The sequence below is a fragment of the Azospirillum brasilense genome, from assembly GCF_008365405.1.
Classification (GTDB): domain Bacteria; phylum Pseudomonadota; class Alphaproteobacteria; order Azospirillales; family Azospirillaceae; genus Azospirillum; species Azospirillum brasilense_D.
In genome coordinates this window covers 48,497-69,355 of the sequence record NZ_QOKV01000016.1, presented here as the reverse complement: position 1 = coordinate 69,355, position 20,859 = coordinate 48,497, and the positions used below count along the sequence as shown (strand labels likewise).

Here is a 20,859-nt window from a genome sequence, read left to right as displayed (position 1 = left end):
GGCCGGTTGTGCAGAGCAAAAGCAAGAAATCGCCGTCCGCGCCCATCCCGCGGACGGCGATTTTTTCGTTCCATCCACGCCTGACGCCTCTGAAACCCGCACCGTCGCACGACGATGGGAAACAGCGGGTGCCTGTCGAAATCCGCGGGAAGTCTGCAATGCGCCTCTCCATCAAAGTTCTTCTTCTTGTGGTTTTGAACCTGCTCGGCCTTCTGCTCGCCGTCAGCGACGTCGTCGGGCTGCGCGCGCTCAACATGGCGAACGCCGATCTGCGGTCGGTGCATGACGACCGGGTGCTGCCGCTGCGCAACCTGAAGATCATCTCGGACGCCTACGCCGTCTTCATCGTCGACGCCTCGCACAAGGCCCGCAACGGCAATTTCACCTGGGACGAGAGCCTGGCGTCGACCCGCAAGGCGAAGGAGGACATACGGTCGCACTGGTCCGCCTATCTGGCCAACACGCTCAACGCCGAGGAGCGGGCGCTGGTCGATCAGATCAAGCCGGACATGGCCAAGGCCGACATCCTGATCGAGCGGCTGATCGGCATCCTGTTGGACAAGGACGGCCGCGCGTTGGACGGCTTCGTCCGGAAGGAGTTGTACCAGACCATCGATCCCGTCACCGACCGCATCGGCCTGCTGATCGACCTCCAGGTGCGCGTCGCCGGCGAGAACTACGAGGCGGCCCAGAAGACCCACGGCACCGCCAGCACGACCGCCTGGACGCTGCTGGCGGTCGGCATCGCCATGGTGCTGCTGGGCGTGATGATTGTGGTCCGCCGGGTCACCGGCCCGGTGGGGCGCCTGACCGCGGCCATGCGGCGAATCGCCGACGGCGACTATGCCGAAGCCGTCCCGGGCAGCGACGGGCGTGACGAAATCGGCGCGATGGCCCGCGCGGTGGAGGTGTTCAAGGCCAACGGGCTGGAAAATCAGCGCATGCGCCAGGAACAGGAACGCCAGCGCGAGCAGGCCGAGATCGCCAAGCGCGACGCGCTGGAGAACATGGCCCAGACGGTGGAGCGCGAAACCCGCAACGCCGTGGACCGGGTGGCCGAGCGCACCGGGCAGATGGAAGGCAACGCCGCGGCCATGGCCCGGTCGGCGGACGCCGTCGGGGCGAACAGCCAGTCGGTTGCCGCCGCCGCGGAACAGGCCCTGCGCAACGCCCAGACCGTCGCCGCCGCCTCGGAAGAGCTGGCCGCCTCGATCCGCGAGATCGGCACACAGGTGGCGCAGGCCAGCAGCATCACCCGCATCGCTGTGGAGAAGGGCGACCAGGCGCGCGGCACCATCCAGTCGCTGTCCAACGCCGTGCAGAAGATTGGCGACGTCGCCCAGCTCATCCAGACGATCGCCAGCCAGACCAATCTTCTGGCGCTGAACGCCACCATCGAGGCCGCCCGTGCCGGCGAGGCCGGCAAGGGCTTCGCCGTGGTGGCGAGCGAGGTGAAGAATCTGGCGAACCAGACCGCGCAGGCGACGGAGGACATCGCCACCCAGATCGGCGAGATCCAGGCCGCGACCGGCGGGGCCGTGGCCGCCGTCTCCACCATCACCGACAGCATAACCGAGGTCGATCAGGTGGCCGCCGCCATCGCCGCCGCGATGGAGGAACAGGCCGCCGCGACCCAGGAGATCAGCCGGAACGTCAACCAGACCGCCGACGCCGCGCGCGAGGTCTCCCGCCGCATCGCCGAGGTCTCCAGCGAGGCGAAGGCCACCGGCGACCGCGCCGCCGACGTGCGCGTCATCGCCGACGACGTCTCGGGAAGCATCGACGAGCTGCGCGGCATCCTGGTTCGGGTCGTCCGCACGTCGATGAGCGAGGTGGACCGCCGCCGCGAGGCCCGCTATGCGGTGGAACTGCCCGCCCGCGCCGACACCCCCGCCGGCAACCGGATCTGCCGCCTGCACAACCTGTCCTCCAGCGGCGCCGCGCTGCAGGTCTGGGACGGCGCCACGAACGGTGCGCGCGGCACGCTGCACATCGACGGCTTCGGCATGCCCCTGCCCTTCACCGTCGTGACGGTCGAGGCCCAGAGCTGCCACATCCGTTTCGAGCTGCCGGACGAGGCGAAGGCCGGATTTGAGCAGAGGTTCAACGCGCTGGTCCGCGACCGCGCCCTGAGGCCAATAGCCGCTTGAGGAGCCGCTTGAGGAGCCGCTTGATCGACTGATTGGGCCGGCGCCGGTTCGCTAAGCCGGCGCCATGCCATGAATGTACGCGGCGGCGCGGCCAAGTTCATGGTCGACGCGGGCGACCAGCGAACCGATGCCGTCCAGCCGCCGCTCCACACAGGACAGTTCGATGGCATCGCTCGCCATGGCGAGATCGCGCGCGCCCACCGTGCGGGAGGACCCCGCCAGCTTGTGGGCGGCCTGACGCACGCCGTCCCAATCCTCCGCCTCATGGGCGGCGACCAGGCGGTCGCGGCTGGCGCTGTTGGAGACGATGAACTCCTGCAGCAGTTGCCCGACGAACTCCATGTCCCCGTCGAACAGGGTCGCCAGGACCCCCACGTCGATGGGTGGCGCGTCGGGGCGGGGGTCCGGCGTCGCGGCGGATGCCGAGGGAACCGGCGCCGGTTCGGACGCGGTCATGGACGGCAAGTGGCGGTCCAGCAAGCGGCGCAGTTGGCCGATCTCCACCGGCTTCGACACGGCGTCGTCCATCCCCGCGGACAGACAGCGCTGCGCCTCGCCGGCCATGGCGTTGGCGGTGACCGCGATGATGGGCAGGCGGGGACGACCGCCCGCCGCCTCCTCGGCACGGATCAGCCGGGTCAGCTCGAAGCCGTCCATCTCCGGCATCTGGCAGTCGGTGAGCAGCAGCGCGTAATTCCCGTCACGCCACAGGGCCAGCGCCTGGACGCCGTCCTCCGCCAAGTCCACCGTCTGGCCGAGCAGGGCGAGTTGCCGCTGGATGACCTGCCGGTTGGTCGGATGGTCCTCGGCCACCAGGATGCGGGGTGGAGGCGCCGCTCCATCCTCCGCCAAAGAAACCGCCGTTGGTCCGGGATGCCCCGCATCGGTCTCGACCGCCGGCCCGCGACCCGCGGCGGCGAGCACGGCGCGCACCAGATGGCCGCGGCGCACCGGTCGGGCCAGCCCGACCGCGTCGATCAAGGCGCCCAGCCCCCCCAGCAGCACCCGCCCGCGCGCCAGCCCAGGCGCTGCGGTGTCCAGCGCCTGCAAATCCGCTTCCGAAGTGGTGAGCACGACGTCGCAGGGCGCCCCCGGCGCCAGGGCCTGCATCCCCGCCGCCGCATCCGGCGCGTCCAGCAGAACGGCACCGTCGGTGTTCAAGTAGCGGGCGAGGAACCGCCGCTCCTCCGCGTCGGCGGCCAGGAGCAGCACCGACAGCCCGGCCAGCGGCGGAGCCCCGACGCCCGCGGCGTCGCGGTCCGCGGCGAGATCGGCGGTGAAGGTGAACCAGAAGGTGGAGCCGCGGCCCGGCTCGCTCGCCACCCCGACCTCGCCGCCCATCAGCTCGGCCAGTCGACGGCAGATCGACAGCCCCAGCCCGGTCCCGCCAAAGCGACGGGTGGTCGAGGCCTCCGCCTGGGTGAAGGGGTCGAAGAGCTGGGTCTGTGCCTCCTTGGCGATGCCGATTCCGGTGTCGGTCACGGTGATCCGGATCGTCGCCCGCCCGTCCTCGAACCGCGCCAGCTCGGCCCGGATGCGCACCGAGCCGGAGGGGGTGAACTTCACGGCGTTGCCGGCGATGTTGAACAGCACCTGCCGGATGCGCACCGAATCGCCCATGACCAGTGGCGGCAGGTCGGGATCGACGTAGGTGACCAGCGCCAGATCCTTCTGCCGCGCTGCCGGGGCCAGCGTCTCGGCCACGCCCTCCACCACCGCGGACAGCGACACCGGGGCGTGCTCCAGGTCCAGCCGCCCGGCTTCGATCTTCGAGAAGTCCAGGATGTCGTTGATGATGGTCAGCAGCGCCCCCGCCGAATCGCGGACGACGGTGACCAGCTCCTGCTGCTCGGGGGTCAGCGGCGTGTATTCCAGCAGTTCCAGCATGCCCTGGACGCCGTTCATCGGGGTGCGGATCTCGTGGCTCATGGTCGCCAGGAACAACGATTTGGCCTGGTTGGCGGCCTCGGCCTCCGCCCTTGCGGCCTCCGCCGCCTCGGTCGCGGCGACCAGTTCGCGGGTCCGGTCGGCCACCTGGCTCTCCAGGTTGCGGTTCAGCGCGGTCAGTTCCTCGTACAGATGCACGTTGTCGAAGCCGACCGCGACCTTGGAGCAGAAGACCTCCAGCAGCCGCCGTTCGTCCTCCGTCAGGGGGCGCCGGTGGTTGATGTGGAACACCGTGTCGTGGTGCCGCGAGGTGGAGCGGAAGACCAGCAGGCTGCGCTCCCGCTCATAGCGGTTCCGCCCGTCGGCCAGCGCCTGCGTCACCGCCTCCGCCGCCTCCGCCGGCAGGGCGGCGCGCACCGGCTTGCCCTCCGCCGCCGCGTGGATGCCGCCGGCCCCCAGCACCAGCGGGTCGCGCGCGGCACCACCGGTTTCCTCCTCGGTCCAGCGGCTGCACAGGGCGATGCCGTCGCAGGGCGGGCAGATCTCGGCGATCTTCGACACCGCGCCGCGGACGAACTCCGCCATGGTCCGCTTGTCGAGCAGGGCGGAGGAGGCGTCCAGGATGCGCTCAAGCCCCCAGCGGTGGTCCTCGATGGCGGTGATATCCTGATAGCCGCGCAGGGCGGCGACGACCGAGGTGAACAGCTTCTGCGCCGTCAGCTCCGTCTTCGATTTGTAGTCGTTGATGTCGTAGTTCAGGATGACGTCGCGTTCCGGCGCCTGCCCCGGCTGGCCGGTGCGCAGGATGATGCGCACGCGCCGGTTGTTCAACTCGCTGCGGATCATGCGCACCAGCCGCAGGCCGGCGTCGTCCGACTCCATGACCACGTCCAGAAGCACCACGGCGATGGCCGGATTCTGCTCCAGCAGGCTGCGCGCCTCCGCCGCGGTTCCAGCGGACAGGAAGTGCGCCGGGCGGCCTTCGAAGGTGAAGCCGCGCAGCACCATCTTGGTGGTCGCGTGGATGGCCGGATCGTCGTCGACGATCAGGATGATCCAGGGTTCGGCGGGCTCCGGCGCCGCTTCCTTCGCCGTTTCGGCCTCGATACCCGGCTCGTCGTCGGCGAAAAGAAACTCGTCGCTCATCGAACTCCCTCCGCGCCACCCGCAGCCTCCGGTCGCGGGAGGATATCACAGGGCCGCCGCGCGTGAACATGCCACTGCGGCCCGCCGCAACCCTTCATCGGCAAGGCATCGCGGACGATGACAACCCCAGACTGCGCCCAGCCCGGCCCGGCCCGTCAACCGCCGTGCTCGCCGCCCCCGGAGTCGGCGTTGCAGAAGCGGCGCAGCGCGTCCAGGTCGGCGACGGACACTGTCCCGCCCTGCGTCTCCACCCCCACCCCGCGCAGCTTCGCCAGCGCCCGGGAGAAGGTTTCCGGCTGCATGCCGAGGCGCCGCGCGACCAGCGCCTTGTCGAAGGGCAGTGCGAAGCTGGTGGCGCCACCGCCCTCCGGGCAGAAGCGCAGCAGGAAACTGCCGACCCGCTGGGCGGTCGGCTGGACCTGCAATTGCTCGATCTGCTGGACGAGGTGGCGCAGCCGCACCGACAGGGACCCCAGCATGGCGAAGGCGATCTGTTCGTCGTCGCGCAGGCAGCGGGCGAAGCCCTCCGCCGTCAGGGTCATGACGCGCGACTCGGCGACCGCCTCCGCGCAGACCGGGAACTTGCCGCTGGCGAACATGGCGGCCTCGGCGAAGGTCTCGCCGGGGGCGACGATGGTCACCACCGCCTCCGCCCCGTCGCGGGTCAGCCGGTAGAGCTTTACCCAACCGTCGAGCAGCGCGAAGAAGCGGTCGGCATCCTCGTCCTGAACGAACAGGGTGGTGCCGCGCGGCACCGTGCGCACCTGGGCCGTGCTGACAAGCAACTCCAGCGACCGGTCGGGCAGGCGCCCGAACAGCGCGTTGGACCGCAGCGTCGCGGCGTCCTGGGGCCGGAAGCCCGGCGGATCGTTCCTCATGCCTTCCCTCACCTCTTCACCCTCCCCCACAGTCTCGGTCCGGACGCCCGGCGGACGGGACATCCATCGCACCGGCGATTGCCGTTCCGCGCGGTCGGCAAGCCCCCTGACACCGCCGTGTTCCGGGACCCGCGGGTCCATGCCGCCCGGGCAATGTCGCAGCATGCACAAGGTTTGGGCAAGATGGGGATTCGCCGCAACGATGCGGGAACCTTGGGCGACGGCATCAGAGGCCCGAAAACGAACCGGGGCGCCTCCTTGCGGAAGCGCCCCGGCCGTTCTTCAGAGACTGAAGACGGCTTAGCGGTACTCGACCTTGCCGGCCTCCGGACCCTTCTGGCCCTGGCGGACGGTCACGCGCACCTGATCGCCTTCCTGGAGCGACTGCATGCCGGAGCGACGCAGAACGTTCACGTGGACGAAGACGTCCTTGCCGCCGGTGCTCGGCGTGATGAAGCCGAAGCCCTTGTCGGCGTTGAACCACTTGACGGTGCCGTCGACCTCTTCGCCGCCGCCGGCGTCGTTGCCCCAGCCGCCGCGGTCGTAACCGCCGCCGCCGCCGCCGTAGCCGCCACGGTCATAGCCGCCGCCGCCAAAGCCGCCGCCAGCGCCCGCGCGGGCCGGACGGGCCGGCGCGCGGGACGCGGTGGACGTGTCCACGGATTGAATGGAAGCAACCTGCGGACCCTTCGGGCCGCGGGCAAGGTCGCAAACGATGGTAGCGCCTTCGTCGAGCGCGTCATAGCCGGCGGCCTGAACCGCGGAGACGTGCAGGAAGGCGTCGGGCGAACCGTCCTCGGGGGACACGAAGCCGAACCCCTTGGTGGGGTTGAACCACTTCACAGTGGCGGTGACGTTGGCCTTGGTGATCTCGGGAGCGCGGTAGCCCTGGCGGGGCGGGCGGTCGAACATGTGTCTTCAAGCTCATAAAGGATGCCGAATTATCTTTGTCACAGGGTACGAGCCATCCGTCAAGCACGCCAAAGGCCAGACGACCCTTCCTGCGACATTCGGCCAGGGGGAAACGCGTCCATTCGGAAGGGGTACCGGTCCCGAAGACGCCCGGTGCCGACTCCGCCCGGCTGTGGGCCACCGCGTCCGCCCCGCCCCTGGAGCGGAGGAGATTTCTTTCGCCAATTGAACAGCTTAAGACATTTTCTACAGCGTTCCGCAGGGCGCACGCCGCACAGCGGGATCGGCGCCGCAAACCCCGCGCGCATACGCTTGTGACAAAATCCCGACATGGTTGTCTTCCGCCAAGGGTCATAGAGGCGACAGCCATTCCCCCAGTTTCGTCCAGCGTCGCCGCCCCTGCGTCCCGCGCACCGCCATGGCGAGCGCGCGGCGCTGACCGAGCATGACCACCAGCCGCTTACCCCGCGTCACACCGGTATAGATCAGGTTGCGATGGAGCATCGTGTAATGCTGGGTGACCACCGGGATGACGACCACCGGGTATTCGGACCCCTGGCTCTTGTGGATCGTCGTCGCATAGGCCAGGACGATCTCGTCCAATTCTCCAAAATCATAGGTCACCGGGCGTCCATCGAAGGTCGCGATCAGCGTCCCTTCTTCCGGATCGACGACGGATACGATGCCGAGATCGCCGTTGTAGACCTCCTTGTCATAGTTGTTCTCGACCTGCATGACCTTGTCGCCGGGACCGAAGGTCCAGCCGAATCGCTCGACTCGGGATTCGCCGGGTGGGTTCAGCACCCTCTGCAGTTCGATGTTCAGTGAGCGCGCGCCGAGGCCCCCGCGGTTCATCGGGCAGAGGACCTGCACGTCGCGCACCGGATCGGCGCCGAATCGGCGGGGGATGCGGTCGCGCACCATCTCGATCAGCTTCGCCACCCCGGCCTCCGGAGTCGCCGCCTCGACGAAGTAGAAGTCGCTGTCCTCCCCGGCCCTTGGCGTCTCCGGCATCTGGCCGGCGTTGATGCGGTGGGCGTTGACGATGATGCGGCTGGTCGCCGCCTGCCGGAAGATCTCGGTCAGCCGCACCACCGGCACCGCGCCGGAGCCAATCACGTCGCCCAGCACCTGCCCCGGCCCGACCGAGGGCAACTGGTCCACGTCGCCGACCAGCAGGAGCGCGGCCCGCCCCGGCACGGCGCGCAGCAGGGCGTTCATCAGCGGCACGTCGACCATGCTGGTCTCGTCCACCACCAGCAGGTCGCAGTCCAGCGGGTTGGTCTCGTCGCGCTTGAAGCCTCCGGCCTGCGGGTCGGTCTCCAGCAGGCGGTGGATGGTCCGTGCCTCCAGGCCGGTGCTCTCGCTCAGCCGCTTGGCGGCGCGTCCCGTCGGGGCGGCCAGCGCGATCGACACGTTCTTGGCCTTCAGCATGGTCAGGATGCTGTTCACCAGCGTCGTCTTGCCCACCCCCGGACCGCCGGTGATGACCAGCAGCTTCGACGTGGCCGCTTGGCGCAGCGCCTCCCGCTGCCCCTCGGCCAGGGTGATCCCGGCCTTCGCCTCCACCCAGGGAATCGCCTTCTCCGCGTCGATCTCCGGCCAGGGCACGGGTCCACCGGCCAGCCGGCGCAGCCGGTCGGCGATGGCCTGCTCCGCCCGGTGCAGGCTCGCCAGGAACAGGCAGGGCTCGCCGCCCAGGCTGTCGGCGACCACCGCGCCGTCCTGCCGCTCCAGCTCCGCCGCCTCCTCCAGGATGGCGGCGTCGATCTCCAGCAGCTTCACGGCCATGGGAATCAGCTCGGCCACCGGCACGCCGCAATGGCCCTGGTCGGTTGCCTCGGCCAGGGCATAGCCGATGCCGGCCCGCGCCCGGATCATCGCGGTCTTCTCGATGCCCAGCCGGGCGGCCACCGCGTCGGCCGTCTTGAAACCGATGCCGCGGATGTCGCGGGCCAGCCGGTAGGGGTTCTCGGTGATCAGCCGAATGGCGTCCGGCCCGTAGGTCTTGAAGATGCGCACGGCGCGCGAGGTACCGACCCCGTGGCTGTGCAGGAAGATCATGATCTCGCGGATCACCTTCTGGTCGGCCCAGCCGGCGATGATGCGCTGCGCCCGCTTCGGCCCGATGCCGGTGACCTGCCGCAGGCGGTCCGGCTCCTGCTCGATCACGTCGAACACCGCCTCGCCGAAGGCCTTGACCATCTTCTTCGCGTAGACCGGCCCGATGCCGCGGATCAGGCCGGAGCCGAGATACTTCTCGATCCCCTCCACCGTGGTCGGCGGGGTGGCGCGCAGGAAGTCGGCCTTGAACTGGAGCCCGTGGTTGCGGTCGTTCACCCAGGCGCCGCTGGCCTGCACGAACTCCCCCGCGCCGATGGTGGCGGCGTGGCCGACCAGCGTGACGAGGTCGCGCTGCCCGCGCACCTTCAGCCGCAGCACGCAGAATCCCGTCTCCGGGCTGTGGAAGGTCACCCGCTCCACCAGCCCGGACAGCGGCTCCCGCGCGGGCGTGCCCGCCGCCGGGGGTGCATGGCCGGATATGCTCATGCCACCCAACATAGGCGCTGGCGGGCCTTTGGGGGAGTTCCCCGCGCAACCGCCGCAGCGCGGCAATTCGGGGGAAGACCGCGACGCCGCGAATGTGTACCTTGTCGCGCGAAACCCGCGCCGGACACCGGAGCGGGCTTGCGGTGAAAAAACGTCAGCCAAAGAACGACAAACCGAAAAACCGCGGTGTCTACGATTTCGGAAGGAAAGAGCAGCAATGGTGACGGAACGCATTCAGGTTGGCGGCTTGCAGGTTGCCACGGAGCTTCACCGCTTCATCGAGAACGAAGCCCTGCCGGGCACCGGCGTGACGCCGGAGCAATTCTGGTCGGGCCTTGACGCGATTCTCCACGATCTGGCCCCGCGCAACCGCGCGCTGCTGGCCAAGCGGGACGCGCTCCAGGCCCAGATCGACGAGTGGTACCGCAGCCGCCGCGGCCAGCCGCTGGACCGCGCCGCCCACACCGAGTTCCTCAAGGAGATCGGCTATCTCCTGCCGGAAGGCCCGGACTTCGCCGTGACGACCGAGAACGTCGATCCGGAGATCTCCACGACCGCCGGCCCGCAGCTCGTCGTGCCGGTGATGAACGCCCGCTACGCGCTGAACGCCGCCAACGCCCGCTGGGGCAGCCTGTACGACGCGCTCTATGGCACCGACGCCATCCCCGACGCGGACGGGGCGGAGCGCGGCGCCGGCTACAACCCGAAGCGCGGCGAGAAGGTCATCGCCTTCGCCCGCGACGTGCTGGACCGCGCCGCCCCGCTGTCCGACGGGTCGCACGCCGACGCCGCCGGCTACACGGTGGACAACGGCCGCCTCGTCGTCGCGCTGAAGGACGGCCGCGCCACCGGCCTCGCCGAACCGGAACGTCTGGTCGGCTACACCGGCGAGCCGTCCGCCCCGACCGCCATCCTGCTGGCCGACAACGGCCTGCACATGGAAATCCGCATCGACCGCAGCCACCCGATCGGCAGGACCGACGCGGCGGGCGTCGCCGACCTCGTGCTCGAATCCGCCCTGACCACCATCCAGGACTGCGAGGACTCCGTCGCCGCCGTGGATGCCGAGGACAAGGTGCTGGCCTACCGCAACTGGCTGGGCCTGATGACCGGCAGCCTGACCGCCAGCTTCCCCAAGGGCAGCGGCACGGTGGAGCGCCGGCTGAACCCCGACCGCAGCTACACCAGCCGCAACGGCGAGACGATCACCCTGCCCGGCCGCAGCCTGATGCTGATCCGCAACGTCGGTCACCTGATGACCAACAGCGCGGTCCTGCTGAAGGACGGCAGCGAGGCGCCGGAGGGCATCCTCGACGGCATGATCACCTCCTTGATCGCGCTGCACGACGTCAAGGGCGCCCGCCTCAACAGCCGCGCCGGCTCGGTCTACATTGTGAAGCCGAAGATGCACGGGCCGGAGGAGGTCGCCTTCGCGGACGAGCTGTTCGCCCGCGTCGAGGACGCTCTGGGCATCGCGCGCAACACGCTGAAGATGGGCATCATGGACGAGGAGCGCCGCACCACGGTGAACCTCAAGGAGTGCATCCGCGCCGCGGCGGCGCGCGTGGTGTTCATCAACACCGGCTTCCTCGACCGCACCGGCGACGAGATGCACACCGCCATGGAAGCCGGCCCGATGATCCGCAAGAACGACATGAAGTCGTCCGCCTGGATCAAGGCCTACGAGGACTGGAACGTCGACACCGGCCTGCTCTGCGGGCTGAAGGGCCACGCCCAGATCGGCAAGGGCATGTGGGCGATGCCCGACCGCATGGCCGACATGCTGGCCGCCAAGGTCGCCCACCCGCAGGCCGGCGCCAACACCGCCTGGGTGCCCTCGCCCACCGCGGCCACGCTGCACGCCCTGCACTACCATCAGGTCAACGTCGCCGCCCGCCAGGAGGAGCTGGCCCGCCGCGAGCGCGCCAGCCTGGACGCCATCCTGACCATCCCGCTGGCCGACCGGCCCAACTGGTCGGAGGAGGAGATCCAGCAGGAGCTGGACAACAACGCCCAGGGCATCCTCGGCTACGTCGTGCGCTGGATCGACCAGGGCGTGGGCTGCTCCAAGGTGCCGGACATCAACAACGTCGGGCTGATGGAGGACCGCGCCACGCTGCGCATCTCCAGCCAGCACATCGCCAACTGGCTGCTCCACGGCATCACCACCGAGGCGCAGGTCATGGAGACGATGAAGCGCATGGCCGCCGTGGTGGACAAGCAGAACGCCGGCGATCCGCTCTACCGCCCGATGGCCGCCGACTTCGACGGCAGCGTCGCCTTCCAGGCCGCCTGCGATCTGGTCTTCAAGGGCCGCGAACAGCCGAACGGCTACACCGAGCCGGTGCTGCACCGCCGCCGCATCGAGGCCAAGGCGAAGGCCGCCGGCTAAACCGACACGCCATCCGGCGCGCATCGAAGGCCCTCCCCCGTTCGCGGGGGAGGGCCTTTTTCTTTGCATGAAGCAACAAAATCACCAGAACCTGGACATAAAATCAGGCGATGCAGGTTGCACATTTCATACATTCGAGCACAAATAAAACCGGAACCTCCGCACAATATTCTTTCGAACGAATCCTCGTGTCCAAGCGTCCAATCATCGCGCATGGCCCGCTCACGCGGACTACAGACCTTGTTCATAAGGCGAGCGTACATCAGGGCTTCGTAATAGGATCAACGGTAAACTTGATTCCAAGTTTGATTGGATGAATTGTCCATTCGACACATCCGACAGCGGCAAGTCCGCGGCAGCAATATATGGAATGGAGCATTGTTATGAACTTCTTGCACGCCATGACCATCAAACGAAAGACAACGCTGGTCTCTGTGTTTGTTTTTGTCGTCATGGCGATCGCAACATTCCTCGTCGGGACCGAAACATCGTGGCAGGAACGGCACCTGTCCCATGTCCGCCAGACCGCCGACGAGGTGAGCCGCAAGGTGGTGCCGCTGAGCGAGCTGATCGCCAACATCCGTTACGACGTGGCGCAGGTGCAGCAGTGGTTGACCGACGTGTCGGCGACGCGCGGGCTGGACGGGCTGGACGACGGGCCGGCGAAGGCGGACGAGCACGCGAGGGCCTTCGCCCGGCATGCCGAGAGCGCCCATGCCATCGCGCGCGAGTTGGGGCTGACGGAGATGGTGCGGAGCATCGCCGCCACCCAGGCCGCCTTCCCCCCCTTCTATGAACTGGGCCAGCGCATGTCCCGCGCCTACGTCGACGGCGGCCCGGCGGCGGGGAACGCCATGATGGGGCAATTCGACGCGGTGGCCGAGAGCATGGACAAGGAGATGGAGCGGCTCCTCTCCACCATGGAGGAGGTGCGCGGTGAACGGCTGAACGGCCTCGACGCGGCGGTCACCGACATCGAAGCCTCCGCCGCCACACTGAAGACCCTGCTGGTCACGACAGCCATGATCACGCTCCTTCTGATCGCCGCCTCCATCGTCTTCCTGCGGCGGGCCGTGGTCGGGCCGATCGACCGGATGCGGCTGACCATGACCGGCATGGCCGCCGGCAACCTGCGGGCGGAGGTCGGTTTCGAGGGGCGCGGCGACGAGATCGGCCAGATGGCCGATGCCGTGCGCGTCTTCCGCGAAGCCGGCCTGGACAACGAACGCCTGCGCGCCGAACAGGAACGCGCCCGCGCGGCCGGCGAGGAGGAGCGGCGCCAAGCCCTGGCCGCCATGGCCGACACGGTGGAGCGCGAAACCCGCACCGCCGTGGAGCAGGTCGCCCGGCACGCCGAACAGATGGCCAGCAACGCCGAGGCGATGGCCGCATCCGCCGGAATGGTCAGCGACAACTCCCAAACCGTCGCCGCCGCGGCGAACCAGGCGCTGGCGAACGCCCAGACCGTCGCCGCAGCAGCCAACGAACTGTCCGCCTCCATCCAGGAGATCGGCCGGCAGGTGACGGCGTCGGTGTCGGTGACCGGACAGGCCGTGGAGAAGGCCGGCTCCGCCAGCGCGATCATCGGGCATCTGTCGGAGGCGGTCGAGCGCATCGGCGCCGTCGCCCGCCTGATCGGCGACATCGCCAGCCAGACCAACCTGCTGGCGCTGAACGCGACCATCGAGGCCGCCCGCGCCGGCGAGGCCGGCAGGGGCTTCGCGGTGGTGGCGCAGGAGGTCAAGAACCTCGCCAACCAGACCGCCCGCTCGACCGAGGAGATCGCCACGCTGATCACCGACGTGCAATCGGTCACCAAGCAGGCCGTGGACCGGGTGGGCGAGGTCGCCGCGACCATCGATCAGGTTTCCGACATTTCCTCGTCGATCGCCGCAGCGGTGGAGGAGCAGGACGCCGCCACCCGGGAGATCGCCCGTACCGTCAACGAGACCAGCCACGCCGCCCAGGAGGTGTCCAGCCGCATCGCCCTGGTGTCCGAGGAGGCCAACCAGACCGGCGAACGGGCCGACGGCATGCGCGCCGGTGCCGGGGGCGTGGCGCGGAGCATCGACGACCTGCAGAGCGTCCTGGTGCGCGTGGTCCGCACCGCGACCAGCGACGTCGACCGCCGCCGCAAGGCACGCTTCCCGATCGACCTGCCCTGCACCATCGACGGCGTCGGCGCCGGTACGGGCAGCAAGGCGCGGATCGCCAACCTGTCGTCCGGCGGCGCGATGATCGTGGACGCGCCGATGATGACGGCGGGCATCCCCGGCACCCTGCGCGCCCCCGGCCTGTCCCGCCCCGTGCCCTTCACGGTGAGGTCCTGCGAGCCGGGGCAACTGCACGTGAAGTTCAACCTGCCCGATGCCGACCAGCAGGCGTTGGACCGCGATCTGGCGACCCTGACCCGCGGCATGGCGCCGGACGACCGCAGCGCGGCATGACGCGCAAGGCTGCGAGGCCCTTGCCCACCGGGGCGAGGGCCGGTCGTCCGGCAGAGTCGCATGGTCCAGATATGGCGAAGGCCGGAAACCCGTCTGGGTTCCGGCCTTCGAGGATGGTGGGCGCGACAGGGATTGAACCTGTGACCCCTACGATGTCAACGTAGTGCTCTCCCGCTGAGCTACGCGCCCATCCGTGCCGCCGGTCGGTTCGGGGTTCGGCATCCGTCTTGCGTCCCGTCCGGCGTGGGCGTGGGGTGTACCATCATCCCAGGGGTCTGGCAAGCCTCGTTTTCACTTTTTTGCCGCCCGGCGACGGACCCGTCGAATTTTTCCGCCAACGGGACGCTCCGCCCCTCCCTCTGTTGGGGCGTGAGCGGGACGGTGCGTGACAGAGCCGCCCGTGTCCACTACATCACATGCCATGGATGCTTCCGTCGACGCCGCCACACCGGAGCCGGCCTTCGAACTTCTGGCCCCGGACGAACAGACCAAGCCACTGGTGCTGGCCTCGCCGCACAGCGGCAACCGCTATCCGGCCGAATTCCTGGCGGCGGCACGGCTCGACCCGCGCGCGTTGCGCAAATCGGAAGACTGCTTCGTCGACGAGATCTTCGCGGGCGCCCCGGCGCTGGGCATACCGCTGATCCGCGCGCTGTTCCCCCGCGCCTTCCTGGACGTCAACCGCGAAGCCTACGAGCTGGACCCGGAGATGTTCGCCGACCCTCTGCCCCCCTACGTCAACACCCGCTCGCCGCGCGTGGCCGCCGGACTGGGCACCATCGCGCGCGTGGTCGCCAACGGAGAGGACATCTACCGCGGCAAGCTGCGCTTCGCCGAAGCGGTGCGGCGGGTGGAGCAGTGCTACACCCCCTATCACACCGCGCTGCGCCGTCTGATCGAGGACACCCGCGCCCGGTTCGGCCACGCGGTGCTGATCGACTGCCATTCCATGCCATCCCCCGGTCTGGGCGACCGCGACAACCGGCGCAGCGACATCGTGCTGGGGGACTGTTTCGGCAATTCCTGCGCCCCCGCGGTCACCGAGACGGCGGAGCGGTTCCTGCGCGGCCTGGGCTACACGGTCAGCCGCAACGCGCCCTATGCCGGCGGCTACACCACCCGCCATTACGGGCGCCCGCGCCAGGGCATCCACGTGCTCCAGATCGAAATCAGCCGCGACCTCTACATGGACGAGGCCACGCTGTCGCGCCTGCCCTTCCTGACCGTCCTGACCCGGCACATGCACGAGATGGTGGACAACATCGCCCACCTGCCGCCCAACCCCCTTGCCCCGCGCTGAACAGCCCTTCGCGCACCGGGCCGCGCACAAAAAAAGGCCGGGGCAAGAGCCCCGGCCCGAGTCTAGGGAGGAAACGCCCAAGAAGTGCGTTACGGCACCGCCCGCATCGCAGACACGATCGATGCCGCACTGCACAATATGATGAAGCCCCGCTCAGGGATCAAGAGGGAAAATGTTTTTTCATGTCATTCAATGGTTTAACCAAAGATAAGACAAAACTTCGGCGCGGCGCAAACAGCCGTTTATGCTGCATTGCACACAGAATCCCGGCTCTGCTTCCGCACAATCTGGGGCTGGCGGCGCGTCCGCCAACCCACCCCGGTCCTTCGGCATAACCCATTCGACCGATAGGGAACCAACCCCCGACACGGTCGTTTCGTCCCTGCGCGTCCCGGGGTGCGCCCCGCCACGCGCCATTCGGTCGTCTTTCAACGCGGCCGTCCGGTACCGGAGAACCACCCACGTGAGCAGACTGGTCGTCGTATCCAACCGCGTCGCCCCCATCGATGAAGGCAAACAGGCCGCCGGGGGCCTCGCCGTGGCGGTGCTCGCCGCGCTGAAGAAGACCGGAGGCATCTGGTTCGGCTGGAGCGGCACGGTGGTCGAGGAGGAATCGCAGAGCGAACCCCGGCGCACCGACGTCGGGCGCCTGACCTACGCGACGCTCGACCTCAGCCGCCGCGACTTCGAGGAATATTACAACGGCTTCGCCAACCAGACCCTGTGGCCGCTGTTCCACTACCGCGTCGGCCTGATCGAGGTCAGCCGCCGCACGCGCGAGGGCTACAAGAGGGTCAACGGCTATTTCGCGGAGAAGCTGGTCCCGCTGCTGCGCCCCGACGACATGGTGTGGGTCCACGACTACCACCTGATCCCCTTCGGCGAGGAGTTGCGCCAGCGCGGCTGCACCCAGCGCATGGGCTTCTTCCTGCACACCCCCTTTCCAGCCCCGGAGATCCTGGTGGCGCTGCCGAACCATCGGGAGCTGATCCGGGAGCTGTGCGCCTACGACCTCGTCGGCTTCCACACCCAGGTGGACCTGCGCAGCTTCGCCGACTACATCCGCCAGGAGCTGGACGGCGAGGTGGAGGACCGCGGCCCCGAGGGCGGCATGCTGATCCATGCCTTCGGACGCACGCTGCTGGCCCGCGCCTTCCCCATCAGCATCGACACCGAAAATCTGGTGGGCATCGCCGAGATCGCCGCCCGCTCCCGCCACACCCAGCGGCTGAAGGAAAGCCTCGTCGGGCGGCGGCTGATCATCGGGGTGGACCGGCTGGACTACTCGAAGGGCCTGCCGCAGCGCTTCCAGGCCTTCGAGCAGCTCCTGGCGGCCTATCCGGAGCATTGCAACCGCGTCTCCTTCCTCCAGGTGGCGCCACCGAGCCGGGAGGACGTGCCGGAATACATCGCCATCAAGCGCGAGCTGTCGGAGCTGTCGGGCCGCATCAACGGGCGCTTCGCCGAGTTCGACTGGGTGCCGATCCGTTACCTGAACAAGAGCTTCGGGCGGCGCGTGCTGGCCGGCTTCTACCGCACCGCCCATGTCGGGCTGGTCACCCCGCTGCGCGACGGCATGAACCTCGTCGCCAAGGAGTATGTGGCCTGCCAGGACGCCGACGATCCCGGCGTGCTGGTGCTGTCCACCTTCGCCGGCGCGGCGCGGGAACTCGATTCGGCGCTGATCGTCAACCCCTTCGACATCGAGGCGGTGGCCGACGCCCTGCAGCGCGCCCTGACCATGTCTCTGCCCGAGCGCAAGGAGCGCCACGCCGCGATGATGCGCATCCTGCGCAGCCACGACATCGGGTGGTGGCGGGAAAGCTACGTCGATGCCTTGACGCGCGCGCCGTACGGGTGAAACTGATTCTATGACCACAGACAGCAATGCCGTTTCCGGCCCCGTCACCCTGGTCGCCGACATCGGCGCCACCAACGCCCGCTTCGGCCTGATCGACGGCACGGGCATCCACGGTTCGCGCGTGCTGCGCTGCGCCGACTTCCCCTCGTTGGAGGCGGCGGCGCTGGCGTATCTCGGCGGCATGCCGCCGGACGCACGGCCCAGCCGCGGCGCCTTCGCCATCGCCGGCCCGGTGACCGGCGACGCGGTGCTGATGACCAACCGCGGCTGGTCCTTCTCCACGGCCGAGGTGCGCGGCAAGCTGGGGCTGGAGCGGCTGGCCGTCATCAACGACTTCACCGCCGTCGCCCTGTCGGTGCCCCGCCTCACCGCCGCCGATGTGCGCCAGGTGGGCGAGGGAGCGCCGGTACCGGGCCGCGTCGTCGGCGTGATCGGGCCGGGCAGCGGGCTGGGCGTGTCGGGGCTGGTGCCCGGCGCCGAGGGCTGGACCGCGCTGGCCGCGGAGGGCGGCCACGTCACCATGGCGCCGGTCAGCGACCGCGAGAGCGCCGTCCTCGCCCAGCTCCGCAAGAGCTTCGACCATGTCTCGGCGGAGCGGGTGCTGTCCGGGCCGGGTCTGGTCAACCTCTATCAGGCGCTGTGCGTCCTCGACCATCAGGAACCGGAGCCCTTCACCCCGGCCCAGGTGTCGGACGCGGCAACCGCCAACACCAACCTGCATTGCGTGGAGGCGGTGGAGATGTTCTGCGCGATGCTCGGCACCGTGGCGGGCAACCTCGCGCTGACGCTGGGCGCGCGCGGCGGCATCTACATCGCGGGCGGCATCGTGCCGAAGCTGGGCACCCTGTTCACGCACTCCCGCTTTCGCAAGCGCTTCATGGAGAAGGGCCGGATGCGCGACTTTCTGGCGCCCATCCCGACCTACGTCATCATCCACGAGCTTCCCGCCTTCCTCGGTCTGGCGGAAGCCGCGGAGCGGGCGTAACGGCGCTCAGGCGGTCAGCCGCGACGCGGCCAGCTTCAGGTCGGCCAGGAATGTGGGCTGTTCGGCGAGCTGGCCGCGCAGGATGTAGCTGGGGTGGAAGGTCGCGACCACCTCCGCCCCCGGCACGAGGCGGCAGGGCTGGACCGTGCCGCGCAGCTGCATGATCCCGTTCAGCCCGGTCAGCGCCCACAGCGGCGTGCGGCCCAGCGCGACGATGACGCGGGGGGAAAAGTCCTCCAGCGTCCGTTGCAGATGCTCGATCTCGCCGGAAAACTCCGCCAGCACCCAGTCGGAGGTGCCGAACGGCCCCCAGCGCTCGTCCAGCGCCCGCCCCTCCTTCTTGGCGCGGGTGCGCGAGGCGAAAAAATGGCCGACCTTGTTGCCCGGCGGCTGGTAACGGAAGGCGTTGGCGACGAGGCATTCCGCCCGCTCCACCCCGGCCGCCTTCAGCGTCTCGTCGAGGAGTTGGCCGCTGCGCCCGACGAAGGGCACGCCCCGCCGGGCCTCCTCCGCCCCCGGCGCCTCCCCCACGATGGCGAGGCGCGGCCCGGCGGCGGTCTTCGTGGGCTGCTGGTAGTCGGCGAAGGGCAGGTCCGTCATGCGCGCGTCCATGGCTGGTCGTGAGGCTTGCCGCCGGGAGGCTTCGGCCCCAGCATTGTTCGAAACGAGGAGTCGAGACCAACAACACCGGAGGGCATGAAATGGCGACACACCAGGAACTGGCAGGAAAGAGCTGCGAACCCTGCCGCGGCGGCATTCCCCCGATGGACCGCGCGATGGCGGAAAACTATCTGGTGCAGGTGCCCGGCTGGTCGATCAGGCCGGACCCCGACCGGCTGGAGCGCGACTACCGCTTTTCCAACTTCCGCGAGGCGCAGCATTTCGCGATGCGCGTCGGCGACCTGTGCGAGGCGGAGGGCCACCACGCCGAGATCCTCTACGGCTGGGGCCATTGCACCGTCACCTTCTGGACGCACAAGATCAAGGGCCTGCACGAGAACGACTTCATCATGGCCGCCAAAGTCGAGGGGCTGATGGACGAACCCTACGCCCCGGTGTCGGAGTCCATGGGTGACGTCTCCCCCACCGCGCGCCGCAGTTGATTTTTCCGCTCTTTTCTCCAGGGAGACGGTAGGCTGGAAGCCAGCCAGCCCGAAGGACGAACCATGCCCGCCGCCCATCCCGCCGTCATCCAATGGGGACTGTCCAGCTACAGCGGCTGGGGCGTCAACGGGCTGCAACTGGCGCTGAGCTGGACGCGCAGCGGGCGGCTGGTTCCGGTCTGCTCGCTGCCGCTGCGTCTGGAGGACATCGCGCTGTCGCCGCTGGAATGGCGCCGCATGGCCGGCTTCGTCCGCGAATCCGAGGCGCTGTGCCGGCAGATCGCGCCCCACGCCGGGCAGGAGGTCGGGGTGTCGGTGCCGGTGCTGCGCGGGCTCGGCAACAACCTCGTCGGCAGCCGGTCGGCGGAAGGCGTGACCCTGACGGGCCGTGCCACCGTCGGCGTCTGCTATCTGGAGGACAGCGCCATCGACGCGGAGGGCCGGGCGCGGGCGGAGCAATGCGCGGCCATCGTCGCCGGGTCCAGCTTCGTCGAGCGGGTGCTGACCGGCGCCGGCATCGGGCGGGTGCGCACGGTGCTGCAGGGCGTCGATCCCACCCATTTCCATCCGGCGCCCAAGGTCGGCTGGTTCAAGGACCGCTTCGTCGTCTTCTCCGGCGGCAAGCCGGAGTTCCGCAAGGGGCAGGACCTCGCCCTGCTCGGCTTCCGCGCCTTCGCCGAGCGCCATCCGGAGGCGCTGCTGCTCACGGCGTGGCACAACCCCTGGCCGGAGAGCGCCCGCTCGCTGGAGGCCAACCCCGCCGTTGCGCCCGTCCGCTTCCACGAGAACGGGCAGTTCGACGGGGCCGGCTGGGCCATCGCCAATGGGCTGCGCGCCGAACAGGTGATGGACCTCGGCCCGGTGCCCAACGCCGACATGGCCCGCATCCTGCGCGAGGTCGACGTCGGCCTGTTCCCCAACCGCGGCGAGGGCGGGACCAACCTCGTCGCCATGGAGTGCATGGCCTGCGGCGTGCCCGCCATCCTGTCGGCCAACACCGGGCATCTCGACCTGATCGCGGCGGACCGCTGCATCCCGCTGACCCGGCAGGGCACCGTCCAGACCTCCTTCGGAACCGAGGGCTGGGGCGAGAGCGACGTGGAGGAGATCGTCGCGGCGCTGGAAGGGCTGTGGGCCGACCGCGCCCGCGCCGTGGCCATCGGGCGGGCGGGCGCCGCCTTCCTGGCCGGGCTGACCTGGGACCGCTACGCGGACGGGGTGGCGGAGGTCGTCGAGTCGGTGCTGTAA

Annotated in this window: 13 protein-coding genes and 1 tRNA gene; 8 read left to right on the top strand and 6 right to left on the bottom strand. The window is 69.2% G+C overall.

What is annotated here, in order from left to right; genetic code table 11:
• Positions 1-158: 158 nt before the first annotated feature.
• The gene (locus DS837_RS21905; protein ID WP_149166690.1) at positions 159-2,150 is read left to right on the top strand and encodes a methyl-accepting chemotaxis protein; all 1,992 of its coding nucleotides are present in this window, start codon (positions 159-161) and stop codon (positions 2,148-2,150) included.
• 51 nt (positions 2,151-2,201) lie between these two features.
• Here the strand turns inward: DS837_RS21905 and DS837_RS21900 are convergent, their stop codons facing one another.
• The 4 genes from DS837_RS21900 to recD2 form a co-directional block, all read right to left on the bottom strand.
• A complete protein-coding gene (locus tag DS837_RS21900) occupies positions 2,202-5,183 on the bottom strand; it encodes a DUF3369 domain-containing protein (RefSeq protein WP_149166689.1) in 2,982 nt (993 codons plus the stop codon).
• 155 nt (positions 5,184-5,338) lie between these two features.
• Positions 5,339-6,061, bottom strand: coding sequence for a Crp/Fnr family transcriptional regulator (locus DS837_RS21895; RefSeq protein WP_149166688.1), 723 nt, complete (start codon positions 6,059-6,061; stop codon positions 5,339-5,341).
• A gap of 300 nt (positions 6,062-6,361) precedes the next feature.
• A complete protein-coding gene (locus DS837_RS33135; RefSeq protein ID WP_145679138.1) occupies positions 6,362-6,973 on the bottom strand; it encodes a cold-shock protein in 612 nt (203 codons plus the stop codon).
• A 351-nt stretch (positions 6,974-7,324) separates the two neighbouring features.
• Positions 7,325-9,523 (bottom strand): SF1B family DNA helicase RecD2, encoded by a 2,199-nt coding sequence (gene recD2, locus DS837_RS21885; protein WP_247890072.1) that lies wholly within the window; start codon positions 9,521-9,523, stop codon positions 7,325-7,327.
• A gap of 220 nt (positions 9,524-9,743) precedes the next feature.
• On the opposite strand from recD2, the gene DS837_RS21880 reads away from it, so the two are divergent.
• Together DS837_RS21880 and DS837_RS21875 are read left to right on the top strand one after the other, a co-directional pair.
• On the top strand, positions 9,744-11,915 hold the full coding sequence (locus DS837_RS21880) for a malate synthase G (RefSeq protein WP_211102385.1): 2,172 nt from the start codon (positions 9,744-9,746) through the stop codon (positions 11,913-11,915).
• Between the two features lie 452 nt (positions 11,916-12,367).
• The gene (locus DS837_RS21875) at positions 12,368-14,362 is read left to right on the top strand and encodes a methyl-accepting chemotaxis protein (protein WP_247890071.1); all 1,995 of its coding nucleotides are present in this window, start codon (positions 12,368-12,370) and stop codon (positions 14,360-14,362) included.
• A 114-nt stretch (positions 14,363-14,476) separates the two neighbouring features.
• Here DS837_RS21875 and DS837_RS21870 read toward each other — a convergent pair.
• A tRNA-Val gene (locus DS837_RS21870) sits at positions 14,477-14,551 on the bottom strand.
• Between the two features lie 232 nt (positions 14,552-14,783).
• Here DS837_RS21870 and DS837_RS21865 point away from each other — a divergent pair.
• The 3 genes from DS837_RS21865 (at position 14,784) to glk (ending at position 18,508) form a co-directional block, all read left to right on the top strand.
• The gene (locus tag DS837_RS21865; protein WP_149166686.1) at positions 14,784-15,662 is read left to right on the top strand and encodes an N-formylglutamate amidohydrolase; all 879 of its coding nucleotides are present in this window, start codon (positions 14,784-14,786) and stop codon (positions 15,660-15,662) included.
• Between the two features lie 463 nt (positions 15,663-16,125).
• Positions 16,126-17,523 (top strand): alpha,alpha-trehalose-phosphate synthase (UDP-forming), encoded by a 1,398-nt coding sequence (gene otsA / locus DS837_RS21860; RefSeq protein WP_149166685.1) that lies wholly within the window; start codon positions 16,126-16,128, stop codon positions 17,521-17,523.
• A 10-nt stretch (positions 17,524-17,533) separates the two neighbouring features.
• Positions 17,534-18,508, top strand: coding sequence for a glucokinase (glk, locus tag DS837_RS21855; RefSeq protein WP_149166684.1), 975 nt, complete (start codon positions 17,534-17,536; stop codon positions 18,506-18,508).
• A gap of 6 nt (positions 18,509-18,514) precedes the next feature.
• On the opposite strand, the gene DS837_RS21850 is transcribed toward glk, so the two are convergent.
• Positions 18,515-19,108 carry a uracil-DNA glycosylase gene (locus tag DS837_RS21850; protein WP_247890070.1) on the bottom strand — a complete coding sequence of 198 codons (594 nt, stop codon included), beginning with the start codon at positions 19,106-19,108 and terminating at the stop codon, positions 18,515-18,517.
• A 101-nt stretch (positions 19,109-19,209) separates the two neighbouring features.
• Here DS837_RS21850 and DS837_RS21845 point away from each other — a divergent pair, with 101 nt between their 5' ends.
• Complete coding sequence (locus DS837_RS21845) at positions 19,210-19,611, top strand: 4a-hydroxytetrahydrobiopterin dehydratase (protein ID WP_149166682.1); 402 nt, start codon at positions 19,210-19,212, stop codon at positions 19,609-19,611.
• Positions 19,612-19,674: 63 nt separating this feature from the next.
• Positions 19,675-20,859: a glycosyltransferase family 4 protein gene (locus DS837_RS21840; protein WP_149166681.1), complete on the top strand. Its 1,185-nt coding sequence runs from the start codon at positions 19,675-19,677 to the stop codon at positions 20,857-20,859.